Annotated in this window: 19 protein-coding genes and 1 pseudogene; 12 read left to right on the top strand and 8 right to left on the bottom strand. The window is 77.3% G+C overall.

What is annotated here, in order from left to right; all coding sequences use genetic code 11:
* From H7K62_RS20025 to H7K62_RS20035, 3 genes and pseudogenes are all read right to left on the bottom strand, one after another.
* Window positions 1-1173, bottom strand: a pseudogene (locus H7K62_RS20025) (hypothetical protein); the annotation flags it as partial.
* Window positions 1170-1532, bottom strand: coding sequence for a hypothetical protein (locus tag H7K62_RS20030; protein WP_186722013.1), 363 nt, complete (start codon window positions 1530-1532; stop codon window positions 1170-1172). The gene H7K62_RS20030 and the pseudogene H7K62_RS20025, both read right to left, overlap by 4 nt.
* 58 nt (window positions 1533-1590) lie before the next feature.
* Complete coding sequence (locus tag H7K62_RS20035) at window positions 1591-2217, bottom strand: hypothetical protein (protein ID WP_186722014.1); 627 nt, start codon at window positions 2215-2217, stop codon at window positions 1591-1593.
* 14 nt (window positions 2218-2231) lie between these two features.
* Between H7K62_RS20035 and H7K62_RS20040 the strand changes: the two genes are divergently transcribed.
* A complete protein-coding gene (locus H7K62_RS20040; protein ID WP_186722160.1) occupies window positions 2232-2477 on the top strand; it encodes a hypothetical protein in 246 nt (81 codons plus the stop codon).
* 2 nt (window positions 2478-2479) lie between these two features.
* Here the strand turns inward: H7K62_RS20040 and H7K62_RS20045 are convergent, their stop codons facing one another.
* Window positions 2480-3709 carry a glycosyltransferase gene (locus tag H7K62_RS20045; protein ID WP_186722016.1) on the bottom strand — a complete coding sequence of 410 codons (1230 nt, stop codon included), beginning with the start codon at window positions 3707-3709 and terminating at the stop codon, window positions 2480-2482.
* 190 nt (window positions 3710-3899) lie between these two features.
* Between H7K62_RS20045 and H7K62_RS23080 the strand changes: the two genes are divergently transcribed.
* Window positions 3900-4022 carry a hypothetical protein gene (locus H7K62_RS23080; protein ID WP_255480858.1) on the top strand — a complete coding sequence of 41 codons (123 nt, stop codon included), beginning with the start codon at window positions 3900-3902 and terminating at the stop codon, window positions 4020-4022.
* 31 nt (window positions 4023-4053) lie between these two features.
* Here H7K62_RS23080 and H7K62_RS20050 read toward each other — a convergent pair whose 3' ends face one another.
* The gene (locus H7K62_RS20050; protein WP_186722018.1) at window positions 4054-5778 is read right to left on the bottom strand and encodes a hypothetical protein; all 1725 of its coding nucleotides are present in this window, start codon (window positions 5776-5778) and stop codon (window positions 4054-4056) included.
* A 249-nt stretch (window positions 5779-6027) separates the two neighbouring features.
* Here H7K62_RS20050 and H7K62_RS20055 point away from each other — a divergent pair, with 249 nt between their 5' ends.
* Complete coding sequence (locus tag H7K62_RS20055; protein WP_186722019.1) at window positions 6028-6795, top strand: helix-turn-helix transcriptional regulator; 768 nt, start codon at window positions 6028-6030, stop codon at window positions 6793-6795.
* Between the two features lie 4 nt (window positions 6796-6799).
* Here H7K62_RS20055 and H7K62_RS20060 read toward each other — a convergent pair whose 3' ends face one another.
* The gene (locus tag H7K62_RS20060) at window positions 6800-7504 is read right to left on the bottom strand and encodes a GtrA family protein (RefSeq protein WP_186722021.1); all 705 of its coding nucleotides are present in this window, start codon (window positions 7502-7504) and stop codon (window positions 6800-6802) included.
* 230 nt (window positions 7505-7734) lie between these two features.
* Here H7K62_RS20060 and H7K62_RS20065 point away from each other — a divergent pair, with 230 nt between their 5' ends.
* The 6 genes from H7K62_RS20065 to H7K62_RS20090 all read left to right on the top strand — a co-directional run bounded on the left by H7K62_RS20065 (window position 7735) and on the right by H7K62_RS20090 (window position 13376).
* The gene (locus H7K62_RS20065; RefSeq protein ID WP_186722022.1) at window positions 7735-8493 is read left to right on the top strand and encodes a DUF732 domain-containing protein; all 759 of its coding nucleotides are present in this window, start codon (window positions 7735-7737) and stop codon (window positions 8491-8493) included.
* 60 nt (window positions 8494-8553) lie between these two features.
* On the top strand, window positions 8554-9033 hold the full coding sequence (locus H7K62_RS20070) for a MerR family transcriptional regulator (RefSeq protein WP_222437946.1): 480 nt from the start codon (window positions 8554-8556) through the stop codon (window positions 9031-9033).
* 141 nt (window positions 9034-9174) lie between these two features.
* Window positions 9175-10320, top strand: coding sequence for an acyltransferase family protein (locus H7K62_RS20075; protein ID WP_186722024.1), 1146 nt, complete (start codon window positions 9175-9177; stop codon window positions 10318-10320).
* Between the two features lie 78 nt (window positions 10321-10398).
* The gene (locus tag H7K62_RS20080; protein WP_186722032.1) at window positions 10399-11073 is read left to right on the top strand and encodes a response regulator; all 675 of its coding nucleotides are present in this window, start codon (window positions 10399-10401) and stop codon (window positions 11071-11073) included.
* A 27-nt stretch (window positions 11074-11100) separates the two neighbouring features.
* Entirely contained in the window at window positions 11101-12267 is a 1167-nt protein-coding gene (locus H7K62_RS20085) for an ATP-binding protein (RefSeq protein ID WP_186722034.1), read from the top strand.
* Window positions 12255-13376, top strand: a complete 1122-nt coding sequence (locus H7K62_RS20090) for a hypothetical protein (protein ID WP_186722036.1) — start codon at window positions 12255-12257, stop codon at window positions 13374-13376. Before H7K62_RS20085 ends, H7K62_RS20090 begins: the two co-directional genes overlap by 13 nt.
* Before the next feature lie 3 nt (window positions 13377-13379).
* On the opposite strand, the gene rsmI is transcribed toward H7K62_RS20090, so the two are convergent.
* Window positions 13380-14246, bottom strand: coding sequence for a 16S rRNA (cytidine(1402)-2'-O)-methyltransferase (gene rsmI, locus H7K62_RS20095; protein ID WP_186722038.1), 867 nt, complete (start codon window positions 14244-14246; stop codon window positions 13380-13382).
* A 50-nt stretch (window positions 14247-14296) separates the two neighbouring features.
* Between rsmI and H7K62_RS24335 the strand changes: the two genes are divergently transcribed.
* The 3 genes from H7K62_RS24335 to H7K62_RS20110 all read left to right on the top strand — a co-directional run bounded on the left by H7K62_RS24335 (window position 14297) and on the right by H7K62_RS20110 (window position 19980).
* Entirely contained in the window at window positions 14297-16990 is a 2694-nt protein-coding gene (locus H7K62_RS24335) for a diguanylate cyclase domain-containing protein (RefSeq protein WP_186722046.1), read from the top strand.
* A 62-nt stretch (window positions 16991-17052) separates the two neighbouring features.
* The gene (locus tag H7K62_RS20105; RefSeq protein ID WP_186722129.1) at window positions 17053-18204 is read left to right on the top strand and encodes a pyridoxal phosphate-dependent aminotransferase; all 1152 of its coding nucleotides are present in this window, start codon (window positions 17053-17055) and stop codon (window positions 18202-18204) included.
* 156 nt (window positions 18205-18360) lie between these two features.
* Complete coding sequence (locus H7K62_RS20110; protein WP_222437947.1) at window positions 18361-19980, top strand: dolichyl-phosphate-mannose--protein mannosyltransferase; 1620 nt, start codon at window positions 18361-18363, stop codon at window positions 19978-19980.
* Here the strand turns inward: H7K62_RS20110 and H7K62_RS20115 are convergent.
* Window positions 19977-20411 (bottom strand): hypothetical protein, encoded by a 435-nt coding sequence (locus tag H7K62_RS20115; RefSeq protein WP_186722048.1) that lies wholly within the window; start codon window positions 20409-20411, stop codon window positions 19977-19979. The genes H7K62_RS20110 and H7K62_RS20115 overlap by 4 nt on opposite strands.
* Between the last annotated feature and the right edge of the window lie 41 nt (window positions 20412-20452).

The raw sequence follows: 20452 nt of genomic DNA on the forward strand, positions 1-20452 counted from the left end.
CTCGCGGGCCGGGCGCAGCCGCAGCCGGCCGCGGCGGCGGGCCCGCGCGCGGGCGCCGGCGTAGGCGGCGTTGCCGGCGGCGGTGCCGAACAGCAGCGACAGCAGCGAGCCGCCGATGAGCGCGAACAGCACGATCCCGATGAGGTAGAGCAGCGTGACGAAGCCCTCGCCGTAGGTGGTGAAGTCCATGAACGACACCCCGATGACCAGCAGGTCCACCACCTGCAGCGGGAACAGCAGCGTGCCCGCCATGACCCGCACGTAGGAGCGCAGGGCGTGCCCGCCGTCCCCGGCGATGGCGGGGAGGAGCCCGAACTGCCCGAAGACGGGGATGGCGTACACGGCGATCTGCCGCAGCACGAACGCGAACAGCACCACCAGGAGCAGCGGGAAGAGGAACGCGACCAGCAGCAGCGTGGCCAGCAGGGCGCCCGGGGAGTCGCCGAGGAGCAGCCCGTGGGACAGCTGGGCGGTGAGCTCGGTGACGCGCGCGGCGAAGACGCCCGCGAAGGCGCCGGTGACGGCCAGCACGCCGGCGTCGACGAGGAGCACGAAGAACGGCACCGAGAACGCCACCGGCAGTCCCACGGCCAGCAGGGCGAACGAGCGCCCGGCCGAGCGGACGCCCTCCACCGCCCCCTCCAGGACGAGGCTCACCAGCCAGCGGACCACCGCCACCACCAGCGCGACAGCGCTGAGCAGCGCCCAGTGCCACAGGTAGACCTGCCAGTACGTGCCGCGCAGCGGGTTGAACGCCACGTAGGTGGTCACCGCCGTGACCGTGTAGGAGAACAGCCAGCCCACGGACTCGGCGAGGGTGGCGGCCAGGCAGTCGTCGGCGGCGTACGGCGCGGTGAGCCAGCCGAGGAGGCCGCTGGGGCACGCGGCCGCCGTCGTCGTCCCCGGGTCGGTGGGCGCCGACGGCGTCACGGAGGGCGCGGGGCTGGGAGTGGGGCTCGTAGACGGGCTCGTGGACGAGGTCGTGGACGAGGCGGCCGGGGCGGGGCTCGGCACCGGCAGCGCGGCCGAGGCGATCGCGGCACCCGTGGGGACGAGCACCAGCAGCAGGGCCACGAGCAGCGACGCGGCGGCGCCCCCGGGGGTGCGCGGCTCGGGGCGCTCGGCCGGGCCGCCCGCCGTCGGGGCTGCGGAGCTGACGGCGGCCGGGCTCATGAGAGCAGGTCGAACCAGCCGAGGGTGAAGGTCGAGAAGGTGCCGATGATGAGGATCACGAGAGCGCAGCCGACCGCGGAAAGCAGGTGCCCGGTGGCCCGTCCGCCCTTGCGCAGGCTCCCGACCGCCGCGACGAGGGAGACCGCGAGCCCGAGCACCGCGGCCACGAGCACGAGGAACAGCACCACGCCGAGCAGGCGGCCTGCGGGCCCGGCGAAGCCGCCGAACGGCCCGGGCGTCGGGGAGGCCTCGGCGAGCATGCGCTGGAGGAACTCGCGCGTGCTGCCGTAGTCGGTGCTGCCCGACGCCGAGGCGCTCGGCAGGGGCGTGGCGGACGGGGACGGCGACGTCGCCGTCATCACCCAACCCATGAGCCCCATGAGTCACATTTGTACCACCATGAGGGGGCATGCGCCGCTACTCCCCGATCGCGACCTCCGCCCCGAGGCGCGCTCCACGCAGGAGCGCCAGGCGGTCGCCGCTCCAGAAGGTGCCCGGGTCGTAGGCGTTGACGGGCCGGTCCCGGGGCAGCAGCCCCATCGCCTGGTACGCGCTCGCCACGACCTCCGCGCAGTACGCCGTGGCCGCGCTCGCCCGCACGCGGGCGCGCCCGCGCAGCCACCGGCCGGCCAGCGCCGCCGTCGCCGGGAACGGCGTCCCGTCCCTGCGCGCGACCTCCTGCAGCAGCGCGTCCTCCGCGAACCGCCCCAGCCCGCCCGGCACGTCGAGCTGGCGCAGCCAGGCGCGCTGGGCGTACCGGCCGCGCCACTGGTCGACGGCGGCGCGCAGGTCGTGCAGCTGCACGCCGCGGTGCTGCGTGCCCGTCCAGACGTCCACGAGGCCGCGGCCGAGCTCGGCGTGCCACATCAGCGGCGGCAGGTCGTCGAGCACCACCGCCATGCCCACGTGGTTGACCGGCGCGTTGGTCAGCGCGCGGATCGCGTGGTCGGCGGGGCTGCGCCCCCGGAACAGCCACAGGTCGCCGGTGCGGGTCAGCTCGACCGCCTCGTCGAGCGGGAGCCCTGTGCTGCGCGTCGCGTCCACGGCAGGATCCTGCCGTGGCACCGAGCGCGGACGACCCAGCGGCAGGCGGAGCAGCACGGCGAGCGGGACGGCGCGCCGGGCGCACCTCCCGGCGCTCGACGCTGCTCAAGCTCCTGGGGGTGGCGGGGCTGGCCGGCGTCGTCGCGACCGGCGCGGTGGTCGCCCGGGACACCCGGCGTCGCCAGCAGCTGACCCCCGACCAGGTGCGCGCGCGCCTGCACGAGCGGCACGCGGAGCTGGGCGCCGAGCGCGAGGGCTGACCTCAGAGGGCGCTGGCGCTGCGGGAGGAGGTCTCCGGCAGCACGATGCGCTCGCGCCCGGCGCCGGCCTCGGCCACCGTGCGGGCCAGCAGCTCGTCCACCGTCTGCGCGCGCGGCCGGGGCACCACGACACCGCTGGCCACCGCCTCGACCACCGCGCCCAGGCGCTGGTCGAAGCTCGCGCGGGAGAACCCCTCGGCGTGGCGGCGCACGCGCGCCGGGTCGAGCCCGGTGGCGTCGAAGGAGGCCAGCGCCTGCGCCCACGCGTCGACCTCGCCCTCGGGGCCGACCTGCTCGACCAGCTCCCCGGACAGACCGGGCAGCACGGTGTCGAGAGCGCCGCCCTCGCCGGCGGCGATGACGGGGGCCCCGCAGGCCATGGCCTCCACCGGCACGATCCCGAAGTCCTCCACGCCGGGCATGAGCAGCGCGCGGCAGCGGCGGAACAGGTCGCGCAGCTCGGCGTCGCTGACCCGCCCGAGGAAGGTGGTGCCCGGACCGGCCAGCGCCTCCACGTCGTGCCGGGCGCGTCCCTCCCCGGCCACCACCAGGCGCACCCCGGCGCGGGCGGCGGCGCGGACGGCCAGGTCAGGGCGCTTGTAGGGCACCATCCGCCCGGCCAGCAGGAAGAAGTCCTCGCGGGGCACCGACGGGTCGGGCGCGTAGTAGCCGGTGTCCACCGGGGGCGCCACCACCTGCGCCTCGCGGCCCCACCACCGGCGGATCCGCTCGGCCACGCACGTGGAGTTGGCCAGCAGCGTGTGCACGCGCTGCGCCGCGGCGACGTCGTGCCGCTTGAACGCCGCCGAGAACGCCGCGAGCGCCGCGGTGCCGGGCCCGCGGCCCTCGCTGGAGCGCAGCGCGGCGTCCCAGACCCAGCGGGCGGGGGTGTGCACGTAGGCGACCACGGGTGCCCTGCTGGCCAGGGCCACCTGCGTGGCGAAGGCGTGGTGGGAGGCGACGACGACGTCGGACGGCGGCAGGCGCAGCGCCCTCATGGCCACCGGCAGCGCGGGCAGGAGGTGGGAGTAGGTGCTGCCGCGCAGCAGCCGCGACAGCGGGGTGCTGCGCAGGCGGTGCTCCAGGTCCGGGGCGATGACACCGGGCCGGGCGACGGGCGCGAGCACGGCGGCGTCGCGCCAGTGGCGCGCCATCGCCTCCACCACCGCCTCCGAGCCCCCGTGCTCGGTGAAGCGCTCGTGGACGATCGTGACGCGGTGCGCGGTGGACATGGGAGGCCTTCCGGTGGACGACGGCTTCCGGACCTCCATCGTGGCCGCCGAGGCGGCGCCGCACAGGCGATTGCCCAAACCGCGGAGGTTTCGGGCAGGTCCGGCGCACCGGGACGTACCGGACTCCCGACCGCCCCAACGGCCCCGTCCCGGGCTGCGATCACCGGCCGGGACGAGCACCATCCGCTCCATGCCGTGGCGCTGCCGCCTGGGCCTGCACCGCTGGGTGCTGTGGCCCTCCGCGCTGCGCCGCGAGCCGGGTGAGTCCCCGTACTACTGCGCGCGGTGCGGCCGGGAGCGCCTCGTGGTCTGACGGCAGGCGCCCCGGGGCGGCTCAGCCGGGCTCAGCCGACCGGGTCCGCGAGGCACCCGGCCACCACCTCGACGGTGGCCCGGGCGAAGGGGGGCACGGCGCTCGCCTCCTCGTCACCCTGCTGGCCGGTGGCCAGCGCGCGCAGCACGACGCCGTCGCGCAGGGCCACGAGGGTGCGCCCGAGCTCTGCGGCGGAGACGTCGGCCCGCAGCTGCAGCCCGGCGAGCGCCAGCAGCTCGGCCACCAGCTCACCGGTGGCCCGCTCCTCGCGCGCCCCCTGCTCGCACAGCCGCTGCGCGACGGCCGGGCGCGCCGCGGACAGCGCCACGAGCAGCAGGCGGAGCCGGTCGTGGCCCTCGAGGTCCTCGTCGGCGAGCACCGCCGCAGCCGCGGCCTCCAGGGACGCGACGAGGCGCTGCCACCCGCCGCCCCCGTCGGCGAAGGGCGCCAGCGCCACCGCGCGGATCCGTCCCAGCACCTCCCAGCGCACCCGGCGCACGCGGTGGGCCGCGTAGGCCAGGAGGTCCTCGACGTAGTCGTCCTGGCTGCGCCAGCGGTCGCGCAGCTGCGCGGCCGTGGGCCGGGGGGTGCCGGCGGGTAGGCACCGGCCGGCGGCCTCCACCGCGGCGGCCGAGAGCAGGCCGAAGAAGCGGGGCTGCGCGGCGATGGCGGCGCTCACCCTGCCGGACGGCCCGGTGGCCACCACCCCGAGCTCCTGCCCCAGCACGCCCGTGCCGCCGTGCAGGAGCTGCCTGGTGATCACGTCGTGGGCCAGGCGGTGGCGGGCGGCCGATGTGCGCCGCGAGCCGGTGACCGGGTCCGTGAGGTGCACCAGCACGTCGGAGACGTCGCCGGTGCCGGGTCCGGGCCACAGCGGGCGGCCCTCGGGCGGGCCCGCCGCGGTCCGGCCACCGCCAGCCCCCGGGTCGGGCTCGAAGCTGCGCCGGGCCAGCGCCATCCCGGCCGTCACCAGCACCCGCACCGACTCCTCGACCAGCTCGGGCGGCTCACCCGCCGCGATGAGGCGCAGGTTGGCCCCCTCGGCCACGGCCGACAGCGCCGAGCTGGTCCGGTGCAGGTCGGCACCGGCGCGCAGCCGGTGCCCGACCCGCTCGAAGCAGCGCTCCCACACCTGGCCCCAGCGCGCGGCCCCGGCGCGGTAGTGCGCCTCCCGCTGGCGGCGCAGCACGGGGTGCTCGGAGGCCAGCGCGGTGGCCACGAGCTCCAGGCGGGTGCTCACGGGCAGGCCCGCGGTCACCAGGTGGGCGCGCGCCAGCGCCTCGGCCACGGCGGGCAGCTCCCCCGCCGAGGAGGGCGGGGCGAGGTGGCGGGTGCGCTGCTCGAGCAGGTCGTCCCAGTGGCGGCGCCACAGGACGTGGGCCAGCAGGTCCTCGACGAAGTCCCGCTGGATCGCCCAGCGGTCGCGCAGGTGGCTGGTGGTCACGCGCAGGGGGCCCACGGCGGTGGCCGCCGCGCACACCCGGCTGGCCGACAGCAGGTCGAAGAAGCGCACCGGCCGGCGCGCGCCCTCGACGTCGTCGTCCTGACCCGCGGACCCCACCTCGGGCCCCTCGGCGGGCACCAGGGTGCCCAGCTCACGCTGGAGCACCAGCACCCCGGCCTCGAGCAGGGCGCGGGTGACCGGGTCCGTGGCCAGGCGGCGGCGGGCCGGCTCGGTGCGCCGGGTGGAGGTGGCGGGGTCGGTGAGCCGCGCCAGGACGTCGCCGAGGCCCTCCTCCCCGCCGTGCTGCTCCACCGCCACCCCCCCTCGCCCGCCCTCGGGCGCTCCCGGGCGCTCCCGTGCGCTCCCGTGCGGCCCCCGGCGGCCCGGACGCCCCGCCCGCAGCGGGTGATCATCTTGGCGCGACCAGCGGCGACGCGCCGCTCGGAACGGGCCTCGCACCTCCTCGAGTGCTCGTGGAAGTCACGTCCAGGCCTGGCCGTGGGCCCGCGGGGTCGCGCACCCTGCCCCTGCCCGTATCAGGGCGCAACACCAGGGGGGACCATGCACGAGGACAGAGGCGGTCGCGCCACGGCGCAGGCCGAGAGGCGGCTGCTCGTCCGCCAGGGCGGCCAGGAGCCGTCCGCGGTGGTGGGGCGGGTGGCGGTCGCGGGGCCCCTGCAGCAGCTGGCGGTGGTCGGCGGGCACCCGCTGGGCCTGCTCGGGCTGTGCGGTGCGCTCGCCGGCTCGCACCAGCTGTCCCGCCTCACCGCGAGCACGGCGCGCGGCACCGTCCTGGCCAACCTCAGCTGCGCCGGCTGCTCCCCCACCGCTGAGGAGCTGGCGCTCCTGGCCCGCGACCAGCGGCTGGTGCTGCTGGTCGGGCAGGGGACGCTGGGGCTGGCCGAGGAGGCCCTGGCGCGCGGCGCCCTCGCCGCGGTGGGCGCGTGGGAACCGGTGGCGGAGGTGCGCCGGGCCGTGCGCGCCGCCGGGGCCGGCGAGCCCTGCACCAGCGCGTCGGTGCGGGCCGCGGGAGCCCGCGTGCGGGAGGTGCGCGGGCTGCTGTCGCGCCAGGAGCAGGAGGTGCTGCGCCTCTACGGCGCCGACCTGCCGGTCAAGACCGTCGCCCGGCGGATGGGCATCACCGTGGGCACCGCCAAGGAGTACCTCAAGCGGCTGCGGGCCAAGCTCGCCGCCCGCGGCATCGCGGTGAGCACCAAGGTGGACCTGCGCGTGCTGGCCGAGGAGCTGGGGCTGCTCAGCCCCGCCCAGCGCTGCGGGTCGGGGGCGCCCGTCGTGGACGTGCGCACGCTGCGCGAGGTGGCCGGGTAGCGGGTCAGGCGGTGACCACCGGACGCGGCGCGGTCACCACGGAGAAGTCCGGCAGCGCCGACGGCACCGGGAGCAGCAGCACCTCGGACAGCGGCGCGCTGCGCGGCGCCGGGACCAGCACGAACGCCGGGACGGCGGGAGCGGGTGCCGCCGTCCCGGCGCGCCGGCGCACGGCGGACGGGCGGGCGAGGGGTCCCGGGGCCTCGACCGGGCGCTCGACCGGGCGCTCGACCGGGCGCTCGACCGGGCGCTCGACCGGGCGCTGGGCGAACACCAGCCGGGAGGTCACGGCGAACGAGACGACGCACGAGACGGCCGTGGCCAGCAGCGCGCTGACCAGCGGCGGCGCGTCCAGCAGGCGGTGCGCCGCGGCGAAGCTCGCGGAGTTCACGCCGAAGCCGAGCACCGCGGCGGCGTTGAAGAGCGCCAGGCGCCGCAGCACGTGCGCGCGGCCCTCCCCGCCGCTGCGGCGGGACGCCCAGGTCCAGCAGTAGCTGGCGGTGAAGTTGGCCTGGGTCGCCACCACGAACGCCGTGGCGTTGGCGACCTCCGCCAGCACCAGCGGCAGCAGCGAGGTCATGACGGCCAGGTGCACCAGCGTCGAGCCGACGCCCACCACGAGGAAGCGCGCACGGGGGTCACGGCTGGCCACCGCGAGCGCCCTGACTGCTGAGCGCGGTCCCAGCGCCTCGGCGCGCTGCACGTCCATGGTCCTCCCTGCACCGGAACGGGCCGGATGCGAGGAGTATGGGACGGCCGCGCAGCGCCGCGAGGCGTTTCCGCGCAGCTGGCCCTCCCCCGTCCGGGAGGGGCCGCACGGGCCCGTCGGTGCACCCGGCCGGGTGGTCGGACGGCGGACGGGGTACCGCCCCGCGGCGGGCGCGCCTACCGTCGCCGGGCTGGTCGCGCCGCTCCCCCGCGCGCAGCGGGGAGGACGACGTGGAGCACGTGGACGAGACGGCGCCGCCCGGCGCCCACCCGGGTCCCGCCGACTCCCCGTGGCGCGCCCCGACCTCCCCCGCCCCTCCGCCCTGGGCGCAGCACCCCCAGCAGCCGCCGGCGCCGTGGCTGGCCGAGCCCCGCGGGAACCCCGCGGCCGTCTGGTCCTGGGTGGTCGCGGTGCCGTGCGCCGTGCTGGGGCTGGTGCTGGGCGTCCTCGGTCTCGTCCGCTCCCGGCGGCGGGGAGGCGCCGGCTTCGCGCACGCCGTGGTGGGGACGGTGCTGTCCGTCGTCGTCCTGCTGGTGAGCGCGGTGGGTCTGGCCGCGGGCGCGGTCGCGGCCCTGGTGGCCCTCGACGGGGACTCCGCTGCCGCCAGGACCCCCGACGGGACGGTGGCGTCGCTGTCGCAGCCGGAGCAGGCGTTCATCGACGACCTGTACGAGGAGACCTACCAGGCCTTCGACGACGCGACGCTGCTCGACATGGCGTACGGCTTCTGCGCGGACATGGACGCCGGCAGCTCCCCGGCCGAGGCCGACGCGTCCCTGGTGGACCGCTGGTCCCGCGACGACCTCACGCTCGACGCCGCCTACGACGTCGAGTGGTCGGCCACCGCCTCGCTGTGCGAGCAGCACGCCGAGGAGTTCCAGGCGTGGGACCCCTCGACCACCGACACCCCCGGCAGCACCACCACCACCACCACCACCACCACCGTCACCGTCGCCACGACGACGACCGCGGCCACCTGGTCGCTCTGACCCGGTGGCAGGATGGGCGGCCCGGCCGGGACCAGGTCGGGCACTGGTGAGGAGGCAGCCGTGAGCACACCGTCCGCCTCTCCCGCCACGTCCGCCGGCAGCGGCGGCTCCGGCGCACCGGTGACGCCCGCGGGCGGGATCCCCACCGGCGGCCTGCCCGCGGGGCTCATGACCGTCGGCGAGATGGCCGAGCGCGTCAACCTGTCCCACCGGACCGTGCGCTACTACGACGACGAGGGGCTGCTGCCCGCGCGGCGCTCCCCCGGCAACTACCGCCTGTACGGCCAGGACGCGCTGGCGAAGATGCTCACCATCCGGCGCCTGAAGCCGCTGGGCTTCACCCTGGACGAGATGCGCGAGGTGCTCGCCCTGCTCGACGCGGTGGCCGCTCCCGGCGCCGCGGACGACGCGGGACGCGCCGAGCGCCTCGAGCAGCTGGTGGCCCTGGAGGCCGACGTGCGCCAGCGGCGCGACAAGCTCGTGGAGCAGCTGGCCGGCGCTGACGACCTGCTGGCGTCGCTGCGCCCGCTGCTGCCCTGAGCAGCTCCCGCTCGGCACCCACCCCACCCCCACCCCGCCCAGCCCCTCGCCGGGGCTTCGACGCAGGCCTGCAACCTTCCGTTCACGTGAAGGTTGCACGTTCACCTTGACGTAAGGGGAAGGTTGACGGACCGTGGTGGGGTGACCGCCACCGCGACGCCCCGCGACAGCGTCCCCGCTGCGCCCCTCGCTCGCGCACCGCGCCCCCGCACGCTCGCGCAGGCCTACGACCCGCGCAGCAACGCCTTCGACGTGCTGCGCCTGGCGCTGGCGGGCGCCGTGGCCGTCACCCACGCCATGCAGCTGGCCCTGGGCTGGCAGCCGAGCATCGGTGGCACCGAGGTCGGCGCCCTCGCGGTGGACGGCTTCTTCGTGCTCTCGGGCTTCCTCATCACGGCCAGCTGGCTGCGGCTGCGCTCGCCGGGCCGCTTCGTCTGGCACCGCGCCCTGCGGATCCTGCCGGGCTTCTGGACGTGCCTGCTGGTGACCGCGCTGGTCGTGGCCCCCCTGCTGGCCGTGCTGAACGGCGGCAGCGTGAGCGCCGTGCTCACGGGGCCGGGGTCGGCCACCACGTACGTGCTCCACAACGCCGGGCTGTTCATGGCCCAGTTCGGCATCGCCGGCCTGCCGGCGGCCACGCCGGACCCCGTGGTCAACGGCTCGCTGTGGACCCTGTTCTACGAGGCCCTCTGCTATGCGGCGGTCTTCGGGCTGGGCGTGCTCGGGCTGCTGCGCCGACGACCGCTGCTCGTGGTGGCCGGCGTGGCCGCGCTGCAGCTGGCCACCGCGGCCCAGGAGGCCACCGGGACGACGCTGCTCCCGGGTGAGAACCTCCCCCGCCTCCTGCTGCTGTTCGCCCTCGGCGCCGCCGCCCACCTGGTGGCCGACCGCGTGCCGGTGACCCCGGTGGCGCTGGCCGCCGCGGGCGCCACCCTGGTGGCGGGTCTGCTGCTGCTCGACGACTACCGCGCGCTGGGCGCACCCGGCTTCGCCCTCCTGCTGCTCGTGGTGGCCGCCCGCCTGCCCTGGCGCCCCCGCCTGCGGCGCGACCTGTCCTACGGGGCGTACGTCTGGCACTGGCCGGTGGCGCTGCTCGTGCTCAGCACGCCGCTGGCGGCCGCGCCGTTCGCCGTCGTCCTCCTCGCGGTGCTGGGCGGCACGGCGCTGGTGGCCCTGGCCTCCTGGCACCTCGTGGAGTCCCCGGCGCTGCGCCTCAAGGACCTGCGCTCCCCCCGGCGGAGGGACTCCGGCGGTATCCCCTCCGGCAGACCAGGACTTATCCGGTAAGCGGCCTGCGAGGATCTGGGCGATGGTCCTCACGGTGCAGCGCGCCGCGAGGGCGACGGTCGTCAAGGGGAGACACCTGTGGAGGAGAACGCAGTGGTGCTGGTGGGAGCGGTCGACGACCACCCCGTGGTGCTCGCGGGGCTGAAGACGGTCATCGAGGAGGCCGCACCGGAGGTGCGCCTGGTGGCCCACGCGCCGACCGTGGACGAGCTGCTCGCCGAACGGGACGACCTCGACGTGGTGCTGCTCGACCTGCGCCTCGGCGACGCCTCGACGCCCGGGACCAACACCGGGCGGCTGCTGGCCGCGGGCGCGCAGGTGGTGGTGTACACCGACGGCGCCAAGCCCGCCCAGGTCTACTCCGCGGTGGCCCGCGGCGCGCTGGGCGTGGTGCTGAAGGACGAGCCGCTCGAGGTGCTCGTGGAGGCCGTGCGCGCCGCGCACCGCGGCGAGGCCGTGGTGTCGGTGCGGATGGCGCGCGCCCTGGAGACCGCCCCCCACCTGGACGACCTGCTCTCCCCCCAGGAGCGGCAGGTGCTGAGGCTGTACGCCGCCGACCTGCCCGCCAAGTCCGTGGCGCGCCGCCTCGGCATCGGCGAGGGCACGGTCAAGGAGTACCTCAAGCGCATCCGCAGCAAGCTGGCCGCCGTGGACGTGCGCGCCTCCAGCAAGCTGGAGCTGCGCAACGTGGCAGAGACCATGGGCCTGCTCGACGACGATGACGCCACGAGCGGTGCTGCGCAGCCCCGCTGACGCCCCCAGCCGGCCCCAGGGGCACGGGTGAGCCCCGCCGCCGCGCGCACCACGGCGCGGCGGCTGGTGGGCGCGGTGGTGCTGCTGACGAACGCCACCCCGCTGCTCGCCGTCGCCGGAACCCTCGCCCTGGACGGTCCGGTGGGTCCCCTGTGGTGGGCGGTGCCCCTGCTCGTCGCCTTCGTCGCGGCGCTGGCGGCCGCGGCCGTGGCCCTCGTGCGGGGAGCCTCGCCCGACCCACCGGCGGCGGCCCTGGTGGCGGTGGGCCTGCTCGCGGCGGTGTCGTACGCCGCCCTGCTCCGCACCGGTGCGGCCGAGGGGTCCCCGTCCGCGACCCACGGCGCCTGGCCGGTGTACCTGATGATCAGCGCCACGCAGGCCGGCGCGGTGCTGGCCCGCAACGCCCCCCGCGCCTGGGGGGTGCTGGGCACGGGCGTCTCCAGCGCCCTCGTGGCGACCGCCGGCCCGCCGCCACCACCGCTGCTGCAGGACGGCGTCGCAGCCCGGGTGGTCTACGGGCTGGTGCTCGCGCTCGTCGCCGGCTCGGTCTACTACCTCGCCCGCGGCCTGGAGCAGACCACCGGCCGGGTGAGCGAGGCCCGGGGCGCGGTGCTGCGCGCGAACGCCGAGGCCGAGGCGCTGGCACTCGCCGAGGGCGAGCGGGGCCGGTGGGAGGCCGCCGTCCACGACGACGTCCTCACCGCCCTGCGCGCCGGAGCCGCGGCCACCACCGAGCGGGAGGTCCGCGAGGCCGCCGCCGCCGCCTCCGCCGCGCTGGTGAGCATCGCCGCCCCGCCGGCCACCCTCACCGTGGGCACGGCGCTCGCCGCCCAGCAGGTGGCCGCCGCCGCCCGGGGTGCCTTCGACGCCGCGTCGGTGGAGCTGGCCAGCGACCCCGGCACGCTGCCCGGGCGGGTGGTGGAGGCCCTGGCCGACGCCACCGCCGAGCTCATGCGCAACACCGTCCACCACAACCCGCCGGGGGTGCGGGCCCGCGTGCACGGCCGTCTCGCCGACGAGGACGCTCGCGTGGTGGTCAGCGACGACGGCGGCGGCTTCGACGCCGGGGCCCTGCCCACCGGACGCCTCGGCATCCGGGTCTCGGTGGTGGGCCGCATGCGCAGCGTCGGCGGGGACGCCGACGTCACCAGCTCCGGGCGCGGCACCACGGTGGAGCTGCGGTGGCCGCGCTGACTCCGGGCGGGCCGGGGGCTCTGGAGCTGAGGCGCCAGCCCCTGCTCGTCTCCATCGGGCTGTGGGTGGGCCTGCAGGGCCTGCTCTGCCTCGCGGCGCTGCCCCGGGCGAACTCGCCCGTGCTGGCGCTCGCCTCCTCCCTGGGGGCGGCGGCGGTGCTCGCGGCGCTGCTCCTGCTGCCGGGGCGGCGCGGCGCCCCCCCCACCGGCGGTCCCCTCGGCCGGCTCCCCGCCGCCGCGGCGGCGCTGCTGCTGCCGCTGGCGGTGCTCGCCAACGCCTACGCGATCGCCCCCGGCACCCGGTTCAGCGACCAGCCGGTGGCGGCCGGTCTGCTGAGCCCCGCGCTGGCCCTGCTCGTGGTCCGGGACCGGCGCGGCCTCGCGCACGCCAGCGTGCTGGGGGTCGTGGCCTCGCTGCTCGGGCTGCGGCACTGGGCCGGGCCCGGGCCCCTGTGGGCGCCGGAGACGGTGCTGCTCGTGGGCCCGGTGCTGGTCTGGTGGGCCTGGGGCGTCGTGGCGGCGCACCTCGTCCGCACCACCCGCATCGACCTGCTGCGCAGCGACAGCGCCTACGCCCTGGCCCGCGAGCGGCGTCGCCGCACCCGGGAGCGGGCCGAGGCCCACGAACGCCGCAGGGCCCTGCTGGAGGTGGCGGCGGTGCCCCTGCTCGAGGCGGTGGCCCGGGCCGAGGGGCCGCTGGGGGTGGACGTGCGCATCCAGCTCACGGCGGTCGAGGCCGACCTGCGCGCCGAGCTGCGGGGGCGGGACCTGCTGGACCCGGCCGTGCGCCGGGGCGCCGCGACCGCCCGGGCGCGCGGCGTGAAGGTGGACGTGGTCGACCACGCGCCGCCCGCGGCGGACCTGCCGCTGCTGCCGTCCGTGAGAGCGCTGGTGGCAGCGGCGCTGCACAGCTGCACCGACGGTGAGATCACCGCCCGCCGCCCCCCGCGCGGGCCGGTGCTGACGCTGGTGCACGTGGGCTCGCCGGCCTCCCTCACGGCGGTGCACGCCGCGGTGGCCGCGCACGCCGAGCAGCTGGTGCAGTCCGCGGTGGCCGTCGTGGACGTCTCCGCCGACGAGGACGCGGTGGTGGTGGAGGTCGAGCGGTGACGCTCAGCGCTGGCTGCGCGCGGCCAGCGCTGCCTGGTAGAGGTCCCGCGTGGAGGCGCCCGTGGCGTCGGCGACGTCCGCCGCGGCGTCCTTGAGGCGCTCCCCCGCCGCCACCCGCGCGAGGACCTCGGCCAGCGCGGTGGCCGGGTCGGCGGTGGTGGCGGGGGCTCCCGCCACCACGAGCGTCACCTCACCGATCTTCGCCAGCTCCCCCGCCCACGCCGCCAGCTCGGGCAGCGTGCCGCGGCGGACCTCCTCGTGGGTCTTGGTGAGCTCGCGGCACACCGCCGCGCGCCGGTCGGCGCCGAGGGCCTCGGCCATCGCCGTCAGCGACGCGGCCAGGCGGTGCGGGGCCTCGAAGAACACCATCGTGCGGCGCTCCCGGGCCAGCTCCGCCAGCGCCGAGGCCCGCTCCCCCGCCTTGCGCGGGAGGAACCCCTCGAAGCAGAACCTGTCCGTGGCCAGGCCGGAGACGGCCAGCGCCGCGAGCACCGCGGACGGTCCCGGCACGGTGGTCACCGGGACCCCGGCCGCCGCGGCCGCCACCACCACCCGGTAGCCGGGGTCGGAGACGGTGGGCATGCCCGCGTCGGTGACCACCAGCACGGTCGCCCCCGCGGCGGCGGCGGCCACCAGGTCCTCCCCGCGGGCGTCCTCGTTGTGCTCGTGGGAGCTCACGACGCGCCCGCGCGGCTCGACGCCGAGCGCCGCGCACAGGCGGCGCAGGCGGCGCGTGTCCTCGGCGGCGATGACGTCGGCGCTCGCCAGCGCCGCCACCAGGCGCGGCGGGGCGTCCTCGGCGTTGCCGATGGGGGTGCCCGCCAGGACGACGCGCCCGCGCACGGGCTCTGGAGCGCTCACACCCCCCATCGTGGTGCCCGGCCGTCAAGGCCCGGTGGCCGGATGCCGATGTCCACCCGGTGACGACCGCCCCGGCGCCCCCGAGCACCGGCGGCACCGCAGCCCGCCCCGACCGCGGCCGGCACCTCGGCCGGCGCTGGCGCGGGCTCCTGCCGGACGCCGGCTGGGCCGCGCTCGTGGCCGCGACGGCCGCCGCGACCCGCCCGTCCTCGCCGCTGCTGCACGGCGCCGACCTGGGCGCGGCGTGGCCCCTGACGGGCCTGGTGGTGCTCTGGGTGCTGCGCCGCCGCGCCTGGCGCGAGCGGGTGGTCACGCTCGCCGCGGCCGCCGTCGTCGTCGCCCTCACCGGCGCGGACGGGCTGGCCGGGACGGCCGGGGTCGCGGCCGGGGCCGCGGCCACCACCGCCTGCCTGGACGCGCTGGGCGCGGGGCGCCGCGCCGCTCGTGCTCGCGGCGCGTGCACGCTGCTGGTGGCCTGCCTGGGCGGTGCGCTGGTGTCCACCCTCGTGCAGGCCGGTCTGGGCGAGGCGTGGACCCTCGCGCCCGAGCGCGCGCCGGCAGAGCTGGTGCGAGCTCTGGCGGGCTCCTTCGTGGTGCTGGCGGCCGCGCGCCGTCTCCCCGGCGGCGGCGTCGGCGGCGGTGTCGGCGGCGGGATCGGTGGCGGTGGGACGGGCGGCGCCGGGCCGTTCGAGGCGGCGGTGGTCTGGCTCGGCGGTCTCGGCGCGCTGGCCGTGGTGTTCGTCGGCCTGGACGGCGTCCCGGTGGCCTTCGGCGCCCTCCCGGTGGCCGTGTGGGCGGCGCTGCGCCTGGCGCCGCGGTGGGCGGGCGCCCACCTGCTCGCCTCGTGCGCGCTGGTGGTGGGCGGCGCCGTGGCAGGTCGCGGGCCCTTCGCTGACCAGGGGCCGGTCACCGCCGTCGTGCTGGCTCAGGCGTGCGCGTGCGTGCTGGCGCTGCTGGGGCTCGTGGTGGCCCTCCACCGCGAGGACCGCCTGGACGCCGAGCGCCGCCTGGACGCCGCCCTGGCCGGCGCTCGCGACCACGCCGCGCTGCTCGGCGCCGTGCACTCCGCCGTCAGCCACGGCGTGGCGGTGTACACCGCGGACGGGGCGCTGCTCCTGGCCAACCCCGCGGCCCGCGCCCTGCTCGGGGACAACCCCCGGGAGGACCAGCCGGACTCCTGGGAGGGCACCTACGCCCTGCGGGCCGCCGACGGGTCCGCCGTGGCACCCGCCGAGCTGCCGATCACCCGGGCGCTGCGCGGCGAGCACGTCACCGGCGTGGACCTGCAGGTCACCGGCCCGGCAGACCCGCGCCCGCGGCTGTACCGCGTGGACGCCCACCCCCTGCCGCAGGTGGCGGGGGCCGCGTGGTCGCGGGGTGCCGTGGTGGTGTTCCACGACGTCACGCAGGAGCGCGCCGAGGCCGCCGAGGCCGCCCGGGCGAGGGACCTGCTGGCGGGCGTGCTCGACGGTGCGACCACCCAGGGGATCATCGCCACCGACGCCGAGCACCGCATCACGGTGTTCAGCTCCGGCGCGGAGCGGATGCTGGGGTGGGCGGCCGGCGAGGTGGTGGGCGGCAGCCCGCTGCGCTTCGTCAGGCACGCCGAGGTGCACGAGCGCGCGCTGGCCCTCGGGGTGCCGGTGGGCGCCCCGGCCCTGCTCGCGGGACTCGCTGAGGGCGGGCACACCACCCGGCGCTGGACGCTGGTGCGGCGCGACGGCTCCACCTTCACCGGCGAGGTCACCCTCACCCAGACCCGCGACGACGACGGCGCGCTGCGCTCCACCACCGCCGTCATCACCGACGTCACCGCCGAGGTGGCCGCGGACGCGGGGCGCGCCGAGGCCGAGCTGCAGTTCCGCCTGGCGTTCGAGACGGCCCCCACGGGCATGGTGCTCATGAGCCTGGAGCCCGGTGCCCTGGGCCGGCTCACGCGCGTCAACGAGGCGTTCGCGGCCTTCACCGGCCGCCCGGCCGAGGACCTGCTGGACCGGCGCGTGCGGGACCTGCTGCACCCCGACGACACCGCCGGCCACCTGGAGCGGCTCGAGCAGATCGCGCGGGAGCGGACCACCGAGAGGGCCTCCCGGGAGCAGCGCTTCGTCAGGCCCGACGGGCAGGTGCGCTGGGCGCGCACCACGCCGTCGCTCGTGGAGCCCGCCGACGGCGGCCTCCCGCACCTGCTGGTGGTGGTGGAGGACGTCACCGAGAGCCGTCGCGAGCAGGCCGCGCTGGTGCACGCGGCCCTGCACGACCCGCTGACCGGCCTGCCCAACCGCGCGCTGTTCGCGCAGCGGCTCGAGGAGGCGCTGCGCGCCGACGCCCGGCTGCTGGCCGGTGTCACGGTGCTGTACGCGGACCTGGACGGGTTCAAGCCGGTCAACGACGAGCACGGGCACGCCGCCGGGGACGAGCTGCTGCGCGTGGTGGCCGAGCGCCTGCGGCGCGCGGTGCGCAGCGGCGACACCGTGGCGCGCCTGGGCGGTGACGAGTTCGCGCTGCTGTGCCCGGGCCTGGCCGCCGAGCGGGTGCCGGACCTGCTGGCGCGGGTCGACGCCGCGGTGACCGCGCCGGTGCCGCTGCCCGGCGGCGCCGTGGTGCGCGTCAGCGCGAGCACCGGGACCGCGACGGCCGTGGGCGAGGACGACGCCCAGCGCCTCCTCGACGAGGCCGACCACAGCATGTACTCGGTGAAGCGCCGCCGCCGGCGCGAGGCGCGCCCGAGGAGCGCTGGCAGACTCCAGGGGTGACGCGAGGCACGGGAGCACCGTCCGTCCAGGGCCCAGCCGTCTCGGCGCGGCTGGTCGAGCGGATGCGCCCCTTCACCACCACCGTCTTCGCCGAGATGAGCGCGCTGGCGCTGCGGACCGGGGCGGTCAACCTCGGGCAGGGCTTCCCCGACACCGACGGACCGGTGTCGCTGCTGGCCGACGCGGCCGCCGCGCTGCGCGGCGGGCGCAACCAGTACCCGCCGGGGCCGGGGGTCCCGGAGCTGCGCGAGGCCGTCGCCGAGCACCAGGCGAGGTTCTGGGGGCTGGACGTCTCCCCCGCCGACGTGCTCGTCACCACCGGTGCCACGGAGGCGATCGCCGCGGCCGTGCTCGCGCTCACCGGCCCGGGCGACGAGGTGGTGGTGCTCGAGCCGTACTACGACTCCTACGCCGCCACCATCGCGCTGTCCGGCGCCACCCGCCGCACGGTGCCGCTGCGGGCGCCGGACTTCGAGGTCACCGAGGAGGCGCTGCGCGCGGCGTTCACCGACCGCACGCGCCTGGTGCTGCTGAACTCCCCGCACAACCCCACCGGGCGGGTGCTCTCCCGCGCCGAGCTGGAGCTGGTGGCGCGCCTGGCGGTGCAGCACGACGCCGTCGTCGTCTCCGACGAGGTCTACGAGCACCTGGTCTTCTCGGGGGCGCGGCACGTGCCGCTGGCGTCGCTGCCGGGGATGGCCGAGCGGACGCTGGTGGTCTCCTCGGCGGGCAAGACGTTCTCCGTGACCGGCTGGAAGGTCGGGTGGGTGCACGGGCCGTCGGAGCTGGTGGGAGCGGTGCGGGCGGTCAAGCAGTTCCTCACCTACGTCTCCGGGGCGCCGTTCCAGCCGGCGGTGGCGGCGGCGCTGCGGCTGCCGGAGGAGGTGTTCACCGGCTTCGCGGCGCAGCTGGAGGCCAAGCGCGACCTGCTCTCCGAGGGGCTGGCCGCGGCGGGCTTCGCCGTGAACCGCTGCGAGGGCACGTACTTCGTCACCGCGGACGTGCGCCCGCTGGGGCTGACCGACGCCTCCGCGCTGGCCTGGCGGATGCCGGAGGAGGTCGGCGTGGCCGCGATCCCCGTGCAGGTGTTCTGCGACGACCCGTCCGCGGCGCCGTCGCTGCTGCGCTTCGCGTTCTGCAAGCGCGACGACGTGCTGCACGCCGCGGTGGAGCGCCTCGCGGCCGCGGGCCCCCGCCTGGCCGCGCTCGCCTGACCGCACCGGTCCGCCTTCGTCGGCTCAGGGTGGCCCTGGTCCGGTCTGAGTGGGCCAGGGCCACCCTGGGCCGAGCTGGCGGCAGCGGCGCCGGGGCGAGGCGCGGAGATCGGCGGGGTGTCACGGGGAACGGCGCGCACGGGTGAGGATGTGGGCGTGACCGTGACCGCCGAGCGGCCCGCGCAGCGGCGCCGGGCCTCCCCGCACGCCCGCGGCGACGACGCGGCCCTGGCCGCCGAGCTGGAGCGCCTCGTCGGGCCGCCGCTGGCCAGCACCCCGCGCGAGCGGCTGTGGGGCTGGGTGCTGCCGCTGCTGGTGACGGCGTTCGCCGGGGTCCTGCGGTTCTGGGACCTGGCCCGCCCGCACGCGCTCGTCTTCGACGAGACGTACTACGTGCGCAACGCCTGGACGATGCTCGCCACCGGCATCGAGATGAGCTGGCCGCAGGGCTCGGACAAGAGCTTCGAGGCCGGCGACGTGGACGTGTACTCCAGCACGGGCGACTACGTGGTCCACCCGCCGGTGGGCAAGTGGATGATCGCGCTCGGCGAGCACCTCTTCGGCGTGCAGAGCTCGTTCGGGTGGCGGTTCTCCTCGGCGCTGTTCGGCACCCTGTGCGTGCTGCTCGTGGCGCGGGCCACCCGCCGGCTGCTGGGGTCGACCCTGCTGGGCACCACCGCGGGGCTGCTGCTGGCCGTGGACGGCCTGTCGCTGGTGATGAGCCGCACCGGCATCCTCGACGTCTTCCTGACGTTCTGGGTGCTGGTGGCGTTCGCGCTGCTGCTGATCGACCGGGACTGGATGCGCCGCCGCCTGGCGGCGGCCGTGGTCAGCGGGTCCGGCTGGCCGCGGCTGTGGTGGCGGCCGTGGCGGTTCGCGGCCGTGGTGGCGCTGGCGCTCTCGTGCGGCGTGAAGTGGTCGGGGCTCTACTTCACGGCGGCGTTCCTGCTGATGAGCGTGCTGTGGGACGTCGCGGCGCGGCGCCGCGCGGGGCAGCCGGCGTGGTGGACGGCCCTGCTGGGCGACGGCCTGCCCGCCGCCGTGGTCGCCCTGCCGACCCTCGTCGTCGTCTACACGGCCACGTGGGCGGGCTGGTTCGCCTCCACCACCGGCCACCTGCGGAACTGGGCGATCGAGAACCCCGGCGAGGGCGTGCAGTGGCTGCCGCCGGCGCTGCGGTCGCTGTGGAAGTACCACCAGGACATGTGGCAGTTCCACACCACGCTGGACTCCCCGCACGCGTACAAGTCCTCGCCGTGGGCGTGGATGGTGCAGGGCCGGCCGACCTCGTTCTACTACCAGGGCCAGGCGCAGGGGGTGACCGGCTGCGGCGCGGACTCGTGCACCGAGGCGATCACCTCGCTCGGCAACCCGGTCATCTGGTGGTCCGGCTGCCTGGCGCTGCTGGTGCTGCTGTTCTGCTGGGCGCTGAAGCGCGACTGGCGGGCCGGTGCGGTGCTCGCGGGGGTCGCGGCGGGCTGGCTGCCGTGGTTCACGGTGGGCGACCGCACGATCTTCCAGTTCTACGCGGTGGTGTTCGCGCCGTTCGTGGTGATGGCGGTCGTGTACTGCTTCGGCCTGCTGATCGGGCCACCACCGCCGCAGCCGTCGGGCGGGGGGGTGCTGACCGGGCGGCGGCTGGCCGGCGTGGTGGTCAGCGGGTCCGTGGTGGTGCTGGCCGTGCTGGCGGCGGCCTACTTCTGGCCGGTGTGGACGGCGCAGCTCATCACGTACGACGCGTGGCGCGCGCGGATGTGGTTCGCCTCCTGGATCTAGCGGCGGCGCAGCGGCGTGCCGGCCAGCGCGGAGACCAGCAGCCCGCCGGTGGCCAGGCACCAGGCCCCGAGGGCGAAGAGGTCCCCGAGGTGGATGCCGTGCGTGCGGGTCAGCACCAGCACCACGGGGCCCTCGGTGAACACCCGCCCGGAGACGATGAGCACGAAGAACCCGCTCAGGACGGCGACGGCGGTGGCCGTGGCCATCCACACGAGCCCGAGGGAGGCGCGGGGCGCGGTCGAGGGCGCGGGGACGCGGCGGGCCGGTGGCGCGGTGAACGTGAAGTCGTCCCGGACCGGGACCGGGGCCGCCGACGCGGGTGCGGGGCGCGGCCCCGGGACGGCACGGGGCGCGGGCCGGGTGGCCGTGGCGGTGCGGGTGGCGGTGCGGGTGGCGGTGTCGGTGGGGGTCGCGGTCTGGTCGTCGCTCACCAGCAGTGCATCGGCGCGCAGGCGCGGCGGCTTCAGCGGCA

Source organism: Quadrisphaera sp. RL12-1S (genome assembly GCF_014270065.1).
In the GTDB taxonomy this organism is placed as follows: Bacteria; Actinomycetota; Actinomycetes; order Actinomycetales; family Quadrisphaeraceae; genus Quadrisphaera.